Origin of the sequence: Arenibacter arenosicollis, assembly GCF_014397245.1 — a bacterium.
Classification (GTDB): Bacteria; Bacteroidota; Bacteroidia; order Flavobacteriales; family Flavobacteriaceae; genus Arenibacter; species Arenibacter arenosicollis.
This window is the reverse complement of the sequence record NZ_JACLHY010000017.1, coordinates 99,827-113,172: the sequence shown is the minus strand read 5'-3', so window position 1 is coordinate 113,172 and position 13,346 is coordinate 99,827. Positions and strand designations below refer to the sequence as shown.

Below are 13,346 nucleotides of genomic sequence, written 5' to 3'. Positions count from 1 at the left end.
TACTCTAATATTCCTTCTGGTAATATTAAACTTAACAAGGATAACTCAGTGCCTTTATTCATCAATGTAATTTAAAGCACAAAGAAAATTATTTTTCTCTTTAGACCCAACTTTTGAGATTGATCCTTATTATGTTCAAAATATGTTGGATGATCCCAAATTACACTGGATGAAGGTCATTATCGTCAATTATATACTCAAAATCGCCTCCTGTGTATTTAAATTTAGATCCGGCTTTTTTTCTGATGACACAGGCTCCAAAGTCGGAATTATAGGAAAATTAATGGTCCTACTAAAGCACCATAACTAGAGTCTATTGCCTAATAAATAGGAAAATTACAGATTGGCATACTACAGTATTTATTGCTCGCATAAGTCTTAAGCTTATAGGTAACCGTGTTTTGAGCAATGGTGGAAAAGTATATATTGGCCTGAAAGTTATATTAGAAGAACCTTGTCCCCTAGGATATTTAAAGAGACCGCATTAATAGGCCGTAATTGGGACACTACGACTACAGATTGTTGACTTTGAAAAAGTAGTACGTAAATTTTTTTTTTGCACCTATAAAATACTCAGTTTACCAACTAATCTTGGAAACTAAAAAAAGAAGAAATAATTATTTTACCTAAAAAAAAAGACACCAATATTCGACTTATGAAAAAATCCTTCCGAATAGTGACGGAAGGATTAAATCATCTTATACTTAATTCTAATAAATCATTCAAAAAGAGAATCCAGTAAATAATCTGTATCCAAAGGCATAAAGGACTACTAAAAACATGGCAAAACTGAACCATGCAAAAGCTTTAAAATAGCTTTTTACTAGCCAACTTCCCAGCTGCTTAAATCCGTTTAGATATATTTCTTTAAAAAGTAAAATTGTTTCCATAACAATTGTTTCGGGGTTTGGATGCAAAGGTATCGCAGTAATTTAGCATGTACTTTCTTTTTCTACAAGATGTTAATAAATACGATTTACAGCCTAAAAAAAAGTATTATCTAGAATTACGGCACTTAAACGTACCCATATCCGAATTTTATGAATTTTCTTGTAAACCTATGTAATTATAATAAACTTTGGATGAATTGAAAACACTGCGATGCAAAAGCATAACTCTTTTGAAATTCTCAAATGCACAGTTCCTAAAACGATTCGTTTACTACTTTTTTGAATGAAGAATCTTATCCATAATGCTTTTGGAAAGTGGCTTGTCAAAATGTCCTTTTATCATGGGGTGCTCCTTGGCCCTGGTCCGGTCCGCAGAATTTGAAAAGGCGGATAGAATATAGATGTCCGTTTTTTGTAAAACATTGCTACCAATCTTTATTGTATCAAGAAATTTCCAACCGTCCATGCCGTTCATGACCAAATCGAGGAATATTAAATCCGGAACATCCTCTTCATTGTTTACAGGATGGGTAAACATGTTCAAAACTTCTTCCGCAGTATCACAAACTAAAGTCTTGCAATTAGAAATTGATTGTTCAATGCAATATCTTGACGCGAATTGCGACACTAAGTCGTCATCTATAATGCAAACAGTCAATTCCATTTTTGAGAAATTTAATAAAAGTTGTAAATATGGGGAAGATTTAAGACTTAATTATAAATCTTAACAGGTAAACGTTCAAAAGGTCCACATTTTAGTCGTAATAAAACTGTTTCATGAATGAGGAGCCTATAAAGCAACAGAGTTTCTTTTATTATTCATCTTAGCCTATTGTCATCCATTGTGATAGAGCCTTTATTACTTAGTTCGGTCTAATTGAAATTTTATTTTTCAGAGTTCCCAGAGGCCTGATGTTGAACTGTGGCACAAAACGAACCTGATTATCTAGGAATTGCCAGTCTTGTCAATTTCCTTCCGCCCCACCATTTTTATTCAGATGGTTACAAATTTAGGATGAAAACGCAACAATAGGATATTTCTGGCACCGATGGCTTTTGAAAATTATAGTTCTTTTCCGTTGTTTTTTACATCTAATAATAAAATGTGTTTAAAGTGAAAAGCATATTTAAAGAAATTGATATTTACCTATAAAGCGACCACTCCAATCAACGTTGTTGGATTCCTATTGGAGAATGGTCACAGATGATTGTTATGTAAAGTATCATTTAGAAGCAAAAGAACTCTACCAAATTCTTAAACTATCATTATCCGCCTTTACGCAACATTTTAGGTGCCGTTCACATCATTTTGACAGGTTGAAATGGCTATTTAAGTAAATTGGCTGTGATTAAAACCCCGAATATACCTATCATGAAATTAAGATGTATAATTGTAGACGATTCCTCTATGCAGCGAATCGCCGTAGCAAGATTAGTGAACAATCATCCAAACCTGGCAATGGTAGCCGAGTACAGCAATGCCATTGAAGCAAAAAGCGGTATCAAAAATAATGACATCGATCTTATTTTCCTAGATGTAGAAATGCCGATCATTAGTGGTTTCGATCTTTTGGAATCCTTGGACAACCCTCCACAGGTAATTTTGATTACAGGCAATCCTGATTATGCCCTTAAGGCTTTTGATTACGACATAACGGATTACCTATACAAACCTATATCTTTATCCCGTTTTGATGCCTCAGTAAAAAGAGCTGTGGCCAAATACGAGCAGATTCATAAGTCAAACGAGGAAGAAGAATATATCTTCGTGAAAAGTAACCTAAAAAAACGCAAGGTAGTACTAAACGATATTAAATGGATCGAAGCTCTTGGTGATTATGTTAAATTGGTGACCAATGAAGGTAATATCGTTATACTTTCCACTATGAAATCTTTTGAAAAACAGTTGCCAGGGGATAAATTCCTAAGGATACACAAATCCTATATCGTGAATTTGGAAAAAATTGAAAAATTTAACAGTAAAATTGTTCAAGTAGCTGGAACACAGGTACCATTGAGCCGAAACAAAAAAACCGAATTGGCTGATGCACTTTATAATGTTTAAAGATTATACAAGGTATTTAGATTCCCAACACGATAGCTTTAAGAAGCTCTCGTGTTCATGTTATTGATATTTATGAAAATTCTTATTATAGAGATAAAATCTAATAATTAGGTTAAGCCCTAACCAAAATTAGTTATTTTATAATTTTGGATCGAGCTCCTGATGCTGGCAACAGTCAACATAGATATCCTATTTTAAATTATAGTCAGTGGTATAACCATGATATATAAAATCACTTTTGGCATATACCAATCCCTTTGCCACTCCTTTGAAAATTGCTTAGAAGCTATCCAGTCGTTTTTCCCCTATCTACAAAAAAAACCAGTTGGGCACTAGGTAATATCTGATTCTAACATCTGTTATTTTATATTCAAAAAATAAGATTTTAGGAGTAGACCCCTTAATATTTTTTTAGGTGTATAACTATACTTAAATTTAGAATATTGAATGCCCCACTTTCTTTTACTCCACTCCATCTTTGGTCGTGTTTAATTCAATTAAATGTGTATAAATAGTATTCTTTAGGTTGAATGAAAGTTTTGGATCTATTTTGTGCTTATTCTTAAGTATCTCATAGTGTAGATGATACCCCGTCGAACTTCCTGTGCTACCCACCGCGCCAATCATTTCGTGCTGTTTTACTGTTTGCCCCTTTCGGACAAGCACCTTGTTCAGGTGTCCATACAATGTTTCAAAACCAAAACGATGTTTAATGATAATATGTGTACCATAGCCTTTTTTGGAATATAGGATATCCTTAATGGTACCTGAGGCCGATGCGTAAACATATTTTCCACGAGGGGTTGCCAGATCGATTCCATAATGTTTCTTCTCTTTATCTGAAATTGGATGGACACGAATGCCATAGTTACTTGAAATGGAATAATTGCCTTTCTCCAAAGGGACAGCAGAAGGAAACTGCTCTAATAACCTCGGTCGGAACTGAAGGTATGTCTCCAATGAGCTTATATAAGAGTAATCGGGTATTTGGTAGAGAAAACCAACTATTTTTTCTTCGATGGTCAGTAACAATTGATCACGCTCCCTTTCTATAAGGTCCACATCCGCAGAGCTTGATACCAGATTCATTTTAAGGCGTTCCTCATAAAGCTCCATTGTGATTGTGTTGTCCTGAAGTCGTTGTGCTGAATTATATGGACAGTGCCATATTATAAAGAACAGGCACATAATGATTAAAAAAAGAAAATAGGCGAATTCTTTTTTTCCAAAGGTTTTAGCTGACTTTGGTTTGGTGTCACCCACTTTTTTCCTCCAAAAAATTGTAGATTCAAAAAAAATCATATATTTGTATTTATACACAAACTTACTATTTATATACAAATAAATAAATTTTTGAACAAGATGAACAACTGGCTTACAGAAGACCACCTAATACACCTGCCAAATCTCTTTGAACATTTGGGGTACCGAGTTGTGCAATCCGAAAATACCCACCTTATACTTAAGAACGGTGGTGAGCACTATGTAATCATAAATACCGAAAAAGGATATTTTTATTATAAGGTGCAACGGCCACAGGAAAAACTATCCGCATCCGACCTAATTACTGAGCATGTATCAAAAGTTGAAGGAATCGGCAAGGAACTGATATGGGATAAGGTAGATAGCCTATATAACAAAGTATTGGAAACCATAACCCTTCTAATATCCAATAACCCGGAATCCACTCTAAAAATAGTACCAAAGGATTATAATCACTTTCTATCTTACAGGTCACCACTCCAAGATACTTCCAAAGACCTATATCATGGTGTGGAAAGCTCTATTCCCTTTTCGGGGCGTGTTTTCCAAAATCATGAAGGTGGTCCGCTATTTCCTTTGTTCAATCTGCAAAACGAGGTCTGCGGATATTTCCAAGATACGGACAAAGAAGTAGTTCCTTATAAAGAGTCAGCTATAAAACACTCCCTTTGGTACTCCAATATTCCAAAGAGAATAGAGGGCCTTTTTCTTTTTAAAGATCCTAAGGAAGCTTTGGCATTCCATAAAAAATTCCAATTAAAAAATGTAGTATACATGGCATTGGGAGCGATAAATTCCCAGACGACCGATATACTTTTCCAGATACAAAAGCTAACGAAAGTGGACAAACTCTTTTTAAGCTTCACGGGAAATAAAAAAATAGAGGGCTATTTGCGGGACCTCCATTTTATATCATATACAAAGGATTCCTATTTTAATTTGACCTTGACCGATAGGGATATGCTATTACGCTTCCCTATGGGAAAGGAAAAATCCTTCTCCCGCTTTTACGACCATACCAGACGCTTTAACCAAGACTTGGCCCAAAGCTTTTTGAATTTCAACAAAATCATCGACCAAAACAGGCTGAACAAATACAGTATTCTGGTTTCAAAGGATAATGAAGACATTAAAATTAGGTTGCCCCTTGAATCCAATGCTATTAAATTGATAGTTTGGTCTTATTACAAAAACTATCTGAACAAAACGATAGATATTCTAAAGCCAAAGTCTGACAATTGGTATACTGAATGGAAAAATACTCAAAACCAAGTTAATGAAGGGAAGGAGGTGCAATTGAAAGAATATAGAATCGCTTTATAAAATGGAAAAAGGGCGCTCCCGCCCTCTTTCCTTCAAATTCCGTAACTCACAAATCACTCCTGATTTGAAAGTTATTCAAAAGTAACAAATTCAAATTCCGTAACAATTAAAAATCACTCAAAAATGAAAAATCAAGCAGAAAACACGATTCAAAAAGTATTCGTCAATGTCAACCAGGTTTGGCAAAAGGCCGAAGCAATATCCATAGACGATAAAACCTTCAAAATAAAAGCCGGTAATAATCCATCCTTTGAAATGTTGAAGGACAGCAGAAATGTGGAAGTCCAAAAAAACAAGGACCAACAATTTGCCGAGGCCGATGTAAAAAGACGTTTGGAAGGCGCTTACATAAGTTTTGAGAAGTTGGAACCCAACATTCAAGAGTCGATTCTAGAAGGTAGGGAGCAGTTGATCGAGACAACATACATCAATGATGGCAAATTAAAGGAAACGGTCAAGATGGTCCAAATGCTATATAACTCCACTTACGGATCCAGATTGGATGTACAGATCAAACGTAAGGAACAGATTAAACTTGAAGATGCCAATGCCTTTCAATATCAATTTACCAAGGATGAATACCATGCCATGGTACAAGAAGGCAAGACCGTTCAGTTCACAGGAACATCCTTGAACGGCGATACCTTCCAAAAACTGGCCTATTACGAGCCAAAACTGAACGATATCCGTACAAAATCGGCTGTGTCAGCAAATATGTATGTCCTGGGACAAATATTGACCAAGCAACAGGCTGACAGTTTAAACAAAGGCGAAGAACTGAAGATCACCATTCGAAAGACACAAAAAGGACCTTTAACGTATTTGGTAAGATGGAGTGCCAAAAACCAGCGTTTTCTTTATAAAAATTGGGAGAAAACCAATGTTTTGGATAAAGAGGTCAAGGAGCACAAAACGATTGAAGGCGAAAAAAAAAAGAAACAGCCTAAAAACGCCATAAGCATGTAACTCAGTTCATACTAACTCAAACAAATGGCCGACACGCCAAGCATGTCGGCCATTTTATATCCTACACATGCAAAGTCCTAACTACATAGACGACCCTGACCATTATAAAAGATTGATTTCAAAAATCAATGCTGAGGTCAATTTTCCGATGTACTTACGTCAAAATGGGTACAAATTGATAAAGAAAAGTGCAGGTTCCATGGAATTTAAGAACGACAGAGACCGCATTGTTCTGCAAATGGCCCGGGAACCCGTAACCTATTTTAACCGAAATGATTCCCAGGACAAAGGGCTTTTCTTTATGTTCTTAATGAAGCGTAACACTAATTTTTACAAGGCCGTTGATGCCGGTCTCCAAATCGTGAATGGAATAGGATATATAGAAAATACGGCTATGGAAGTTCAAAGTTCCAAGGCAGTAAGGAAATCCTTGGCGGAAAATTTTACTATTGTTCCATTACGAAACTCAAATTATTTAAGGCATCAACGTTGTATTTCAAAGACCACAATTAACGATCCGTTATTTAAGGGCCGTTTGCTAAATGCCTATTCCAAACGGGATAAAGGCCATAAAAATGCCAATATTGCTTTTCCAAAGTACGATTTGGAAGACCATCCCCAAAATTACATTCTTTACAACAAAACATATAAAAGTAGTAGGGACAATAAAATTAAAAAGTTTCGCCTAGTCTTGAATCAAAAAGATCATTTCCTATTTTATTCCAACCCCATCAAGAATCCATACAAAATTGTAGTCGGGGAAAGTGGCATAGACCTCCTCTCCTACCATGAACTAAATGGTAGTCCAGATAATTTTTATGTATCCTTTAGTGGCAACGTGTATCAAAAAAAGTTAGATTTCTTCGGTCAACTAACCGAACCTTACCTTAAGACAAACAGTGTATCCATGATATCCATAATGGACAATGATATCAAAGGTTTCGAGTTCGACCTAAAGTTGTTTACGAACCTTATTAACCGTTTTAATCCAAAGGTATATGTGGAAAGTTCAAATAGGCACGGAAATGTAAGCCTTACTATTAACTACACCTCAAAAGTCGGGGATCAATTGACCAATCATATCACCTTGCTGGAGGTAAAATTTAAGACTCTCAAAGCATGGGATAAGCTTATTTCTAATTCGATTAAATGGGTAAAATATAAAGACAAGATTATATTGGCATTTTCCTTACCTGAAATCATAAAACTTAATCAGGTTAACGGAGGTAAAAATCTGTTCAAATCCTTGATAGAAACCATTACCGATTTTTATCTAACGTTCCCAGCCACTATACATAAATCTAAAGGTAAGGATTGGAACGATGACCTTAAGAATTACAAGAATGCCAAATACGTAAAATTTGAAACTATAAGCACAGATTTTATGGGCATCGGGGATCAAATTGAATTGAAAACAACCAAAGGGCCTGAAGGCGCACCTAACCTTGGTATCATAAAATCAATTAATAGCAACAGCGTGGAATGCGATTTTGGATTGAAATTTAGCTATACCATTCCCTTTTCGGAAATCAGGGTGCATTTAAAGAAAAATGCTCCCCTTACTCCTGAAAAAAGGAAGAATGGAACAAAGAAGAACAATAACTTACAAAACTTGATAGAATGATCTTCCTAGATCCTTTTTAAGAAGAATTAAAGGACAATCTATACAAGGTACATTGTAACACTTTAATTTAATAATGAACGACAAGAATCTGGCATTCTCGGCCATGCTACTTTCGGTAACCTTTTTTGCTATTATAGGCTTTATTTCCTATTACCCGATCGTGCAATATCTGGAATGTGATTCACAACTTTCACAAATCATACATGATTTCCTTATTCGATTTAAGCCTTTGCAAGAGCCCTTACCCGGAAGAACAATGTTATTGATGTTCATTTTAGGTTCGGTAATGCTATATAATCCCAGAAAAAAAGAGGGCAAATCATTTTTGACCGGCCTAACGTATTTTGGAATTGGCTGTGTACTGTTATTTATAACAGGATATTTTAAACCTTCCCAAATCAGTTTGCTCTGGTGCTCTTTGATTTTATATAATATCGGTTTCCTGTTTTCTGTTTCTGGTTCGGTACATCTTTTCCAAGTGATGGACTTTACCAATGAGGCAGAAGAGGACCCTTTCAATGACCGGAACGAAACGTTTCAACAAATGGAAGATCGCATAGAGACCAAGTATTCCGTAAACATTCCCTATGAATACCAATATAAAGGCCGAATGCGGAAAGGGTGGATAAATTTTGTCAACCTTTTTCGTGCCCTGTTGGTTATAGGTACACCGGGTAGTGGGAAATCCTTTGCATTGATCGAAGAGATCATAGAGCAAATGATAGAAAAGAACTTTACACTTTTGATATATGATTTTAAGTTCGATACACTTAGTAAAATTGCCTATAACTACTGGCGAAGAAAAAAGGAATGCACAACCGGTGCCAAGGAACTTTCCAACCTTCCCAATTTTTATACGCTGAGTTTTGATGACATAGAGAAATCGCATCGCTGCAATCCAATTGACCCCTATTTAATGCAAAACCAGACCGATGCCGCAGATGCTGCAACCATTATCATGAAAAACCTGAACAAAGAATGGATAAAGCGAAGTGATTTCTTTTCCAAGAGTGCCATTAGTTTTGTCTCAGGGCTGATCTGGTACTTGAAGAAGAAATCCGAGGAGACTGGTGAGAATATCTGCACATTGCCGCATGTCATTACGTTATCCACCATAAACATCGAATACTTGTTGGAAATTATGATGAGGGAAGTAGAAGTCCGCAGTCTTATGATTCCGTTCAAGGATGCTATGGAGCGGCAAGCGGGCCAGCAGTTGGCCGGTCAGACCGCAAGCGTCCAAATATCACTTTCCATGCTGGCCAGCAAGGAAATCTATTATATCATGACAGGCAACGATTTTCGTTTGGACATCAATAACCCTCAAAAACCTAAAATAGTCTGTATTCAAAATAATCCAGACCGTTCTGAAATCTATGCCGCTCCAATAGGACTCTATATTAATAAGGTTTTGCAAGTGGTAAATAAACCTGGCTGTAGGCCTTTGGGTCTTATCCTGGATGAACTCCCAACCGTTTTCATTATGGGACTTCGCAAGATAATCGATACCGGAAGGTCCCATTATGTTGCCACGGTACTGGGGATACAGAGCATTACACAATTGATAGCCGACTATGGCCGGGAACTGGCAGAGGTCATCTTTGACAACTGCTCCAATGTGTTCAGTGGAGCTGCAAAAGGGGAAACGGCCCGAAGGATCAGTGAGATATTCGGACGCATCCATCAAGGAAAAAAAAGCAAGGCAATATCCAATAACGATACCACAGTCAATTTCAGTACCATTCTTTCGGAATTGTTGCCAAAAAGTAAGATCACCAGTATGTCTACAGGTTATTTTGGGGGCATTGTAGCCGACACCTTTGAAAACCCTATTGAACAAAAACTGTGTTTTGGGTTGTTAAAACCGAAAATGGAATCTAAAAAGATACAAGGGAAATACGAAATGCCCGTGCGTACCAAATTTAAAAGTAAAGATCATCAGGAATTGGTGGCCTCCAAAATGAAACTTATACACAGCCTTGAATTTTTTGAGGTGGTGCAAAATCTTGATTTTGGTCAAACAAATTATTTGGAATTTTATACCACTTACATTAAGAAGTTTGCAGCAGATCAATACGATAATCATATAAAGCAAATGCAATTTGTCCCTTTGGCCCATGAGCTAAAATTGTTCGACCATCTACAAAAGTTGGAGGAATTGACAAAGGATGATTCCGGTTCTACACAACATATAGTGCACTATATTACTGCGTTGGTAAATCGCATGTATATAGACAAGGAAATAGATAGGATTCTGGATGCTAATTTTTTAAAGGTGATCAAAGATATCAATGAGCTTGTGGAACGGGAATACCTACGTTGTACGGGGATTAAACCAAAGTTGGCTATTTTTGACGAACACAAAATTGGTGATAAAATAGCGGGATCTCTGGAAAAGGACGAAATCATTGCAAAAGATTTTATGAAGAAATACCGCAGTAAATCCAGCAGGGAGTTGGCAGATGCCTTTCGTAGGCAATATGAAACACCTACTTTTGAAAGTGTTTCTGCGGTTAACCAAACAGATGTATTTACTGATTCTTTGGAAAGTTTGGAAACCTTATTGTCCAGCTATCCTATAGAAATGTATAAGGAATAATCTATATTTAAAATTAAAAACATGAAAGATATTGACGAGATGATGAGAGCCTCCACCGAGGATTTCGCATACATAAGCGAACGTTTAAGGATGATTCGCGAAGAGCTTATCGAAAAGGATACTGGCAATAAACGTTCCAGCGAGTTTTCCATTAAATCGATAACCGAACGTTTTGATATGGACTATAATACCTTGGTCAATGTGGAACGAGGGGCCATATCCTTGACCACCATAAAATTTGTGTTGTATTACTACTCACTGGGTTATAATCCGGCATGGATCCTCACAGAGGACAACGAGTTTATTCCTAAGGACAATATTGGGGAGAATGTGGTGTACCAGACCGATGTTCAAGAGGAATACAAGGAGTTGGAATCTGCCATCGTTAATGCGCTGACAGAGTTTAAGAAGAAGATATAAAAATAGATTGAAAAATTAGGGCTGGTAGAAAGGTTAACATCCTTTTATTGTTGAACATAAATTCATCTTCATTTCGTCATTTTGAAATCGAATTTCCAATAATGAAAAGTAACTTATTATGAGAATTAGTCAATTAGCAATGTTTTAATGTAGCTTTCCCTAAAAAATGGGTAAGGCTACAATTCATGACCAATAAATTCTCTCCTAAGAGATTTCTAAAATATTCTCCATAAATGTGGATGTTAAACTATTATTTTAAGTTTCCAATGATGGCCACAACATCCCCTTTGTTGTAAAATACTCTTTACAAAAGGTGCTATTTGTAAAGAGTGTTATAAAGGTTTTATAATTTTGCAAAAAACATGTTGGAAATCAAGAGTGTCTTTTATATACTGGCAGACCTTTAAATTAAATCGCTTATAGTATTTTGAATATTATCAAAATCTTCGTTTTGATGATTAAGCCATCGTTGAATAAATTGACGTTGAACACTCAATATACTATCCGAACTGCTATCACCTAGAATTATTTTCGTAATAAAAGCAAATTTCTTTTTCATATCCGAAATTATTTCTAATTCAGCTATAAGCACATCTTCATCATTCTTATCTGAAATAAGAGCTCTTATTTGGTTGATTGCAAATTCTTGGTTCCAAATAATATCTTCTGGAACAGATTTTGGCAGATAAAATACATGGGTTAAATAAAAGTCGAGATACGATTTGAGCAATTCCAATTGCTGTTTTTGATTACCTCCTTTGGAACCTCCATCCACTGAAAATTTTATATCTTCAGTTGTCTGTTCTTTAATCTTTGTTCTAAGGTAAGTCACATTAATATCCGAAGCAATAAAGGATTGCCAATCAAAGTGAGGAGAGTCTGGTGATTGATCCCCGTCAAAAAATATAAAGTTCTCCGTATTTTCCTCACGACAAAACACACTTATGAATTCTTTCTTTATTACGGATACACCGCCAGGATTGAATCTTACATTAAATAGGTTTTTAGTAGCATCACCCATTTTTTCAAGTACCCCTGTTACAATCTCTTGAGCCAATATGTCTTCCACAAATATATTTTTCTTCTTGAAGACAGGAAATTCTATATGATAGAAAGCTTCTTCAGGGGAAAGGTTCTCGCTAATCAAAAATCTTCCATTGCGAGGATTTTGATAAAAAACTTTTATAGCTTCTTTTGGCAAACCTTTTACAATCGATGGAGAGTGACTAGTTAATACAACCTGGTGTTTTTTTATTTTTATTTGTTCTAAAAGGAACAACTTTAGTCTTTCTTGTGCTCCGGGATGCAAAGATACCTCTGGCTCGTCCAATAAGATAAGAGAATAGTTTTGAGCGGCAAGCACCTCTCTTACTAATCTTACAACGGCCATTTCTCCGCTTCCGGCAACTGCTTCAGAGTATTTCGCAAAATCTGTTTGAAATAATACTGAATATCCTTCATTCCTAAACAAACTATGTAAAACAGAAGTGGCCTTAATATAGTGTCGTCCCAATACAAATGAAATCCATTTTAATTCGTTGGAATTTAGAGTTTCCACTTGCTTATTCAAATCTCTAGTACTAGAGCTAATTTTAGAAACTTTTCCAGTAAATAGTTTATTTAGAGAGGAGGATCTTCTGCGAAGATATTCCTGCTTGTTTCTAGCACGACTGTTCTTTAAATTTCCAAAATAGAAGTATTTGTCAAAAGCACTTAGTTCTGATCTAAAGTCTAAATAAACTACATTTTTAATTATAGGTTTGTCTCTTTCATTCTTCTCCTCCCTCGTTCGCATTCCTGCCCAGGCTAAGGGTCTACTAGTTTCCCAATAATTAGGATCATCTTGTCTTTTGATACGAGCCTTGATAACTTCTTTTGTTTGACCGTTAATCTCAAAGGAATACCAAAAGGAATGTCTTTTACGCTTCTCGTCGTAGTACTTTACAGGGTCAACTTTTGTATCGAACCAAAATTTATAGGGTGTATAGCGGTCAGGCGCTCCGTAAAGCGCGTGAAGGCATGAACTTTTACCGCATCCGTTTTGACCTATGAAAACCGTTAACGGAAAATTAAAGTTAATTCTTGTGTCAATTTCTACGTTACGATAATAGGGAAATTGAATAAAATCGATATATTGTTTGAATTGATTGGCTGTCTGGGCCGTATTTATTGCTGATATAAGTTTGGGTAGTTCCA

10 protein-coding genes are annotated in these 13,346 nt (G+C 35.9%); 6 read left to right on the top strand and 4 right to left on the bottom strand.

Annotation, left to right across the window (positions count from 1 at the left end):
* Positions 1-722 precede the first annotated feature (722 nt).
* Positions 723-890, bottom strand: a complete 168-nt coding sequence (locus H4O18_RS22505) for a DUF6747 family protein (RefSeq protein ID WP_187586220.1) — start codon at positions 888-890, stop codon at positions 723-725.
* A gap of 271 nt (positions 891-1,161) precedes the next feature.
* Positions 1,162-1,554: a response regulator gene (locus tag H4O18_RS15585; protein WP_187586218.1), complete on the bottom strand. Its 393-nt coding sequence runs from the start codon at positions 1,552-1,554 to the stop codon at positions 1,162-1,164.
* A 708-nt stretch (positions 1,555-2,262) separates the two neighbouring features.
* On the opposite strand from H4O18_RS15585, the gene H4O18_RS15580 reads away from it, so the two are divergent.
* Positions 2,263-2,955, top strand: a complete 693-nt coding sequence (locus H4O18_RS15580) for a LytR/AlgR family response regulator transcription factor (RefSeq protein WP_187586216.1) — start codon at positions 2,263-2,265, stop codon at positions 2,953-2,955.
* 462 nt (positions 2,956-3,417) lie between these two features.
* Here the strand turns inward: H4O18_RS15580 and H4O18_RS15575 are convergent, their stop codons facing one another.
* Positions 3,418-4,257 (bottom strand): M23 family metallopeptidase, encoded by an 840-nt coding sequence (locus H4O18_RS15575; RefSeq protein WP_187586214.1) that lies wholly within the window; start codon positions 4,255-4,257, stop codon positions 3,418-3,420.
* 60 nt (positions 4,258-4,317) lie between these two features.
* On the opposite strand from H4O18_RS15575, the gene H4O18_RS15570 reads away from it, so the two are divergent.
* The 5 genes from H4O18_RS15570 to H4O18_RS15550 all read left to right on the top strand — a co-directional run bounded on the left by H4O18_RS15570 (position 4,318) and on the right by H4O18_RS15550 (position 11,150).
* The gene (locus H4O18_RS15570; RefSeq protein ID WP_187586212.1) at positions 4,318-5,541 is read left to right on the top strand and encodes a hypothetical protein; all 1,224 of its coding nucleotides are present in this window, start codon (positions 4,318-4,320) and stop codon (positions 5,539-5,541) included.
* A gap of 123 nt (positions 5,542-5,664) precedes the next feature.
* Positions 5,665-6,507: a hypothetical protein gene (locus H4O18_RS15565; RefSeq protein ID WP_187586210.1), complete on the top strand. Its 843-nt coding sequence runs from the start codon at positions 5,665-5,667 to the stop codon at positions 6,505-6,507.
* Between the two features lie 67 nt (positions 6,508-6,574).
* Complete coding sequence (locus H4O18_RS15560) at positions 6,575-8,131, top strand: toprim domain-containing protein (protein ID WP_187586208.1); 1,557 nt, start codon at positions 6,575-6,577, stop codon at positions 8,129-8,131.
* Between the two features lie 73 nt (positions 8,132-8,204).
* Positions 8,205-10,730: a type IV secretory system conjugative DNA transfer family protein gene (locus tag H4O18_RS15555; RefSeq protein ID WP_187586206.1), complete on the top strand. Its 2,526-nt coding sequence runs from the start codon at positions 8,205-8,207 to the stop codon at positions 10,728-10,730.
* Between the two features lie 21 nt (positions 10,731-10,751).
* A complete protein-coding gene (locus H4O18_RS15550; protein WP_187586204.1) occupies positions 10,752-11,150 on the top strand; it encodes a hypothetical protein in 399 nt (132 codons plus the stop codon).
* Between the two features lie 403 nt (positions 11,151-11,553).
* Here the strand turns inward: H4O18_RS15550 and H4O18_RS15545 are convergent, their stop codons facing one another.
* Positions 11,554-13,230, bottom strand: a complete 1,677-nt coding sequence (locus H4O18_RS15545) for an ATP-dependent nuclease (RefSeq protein ID WP_343065470.1) — start codon at positions 13,228-13,230, stop codon at positions 11,554-11,556.
* Positions 13,231-13,346: the final 116 nt, after the last annotated feature.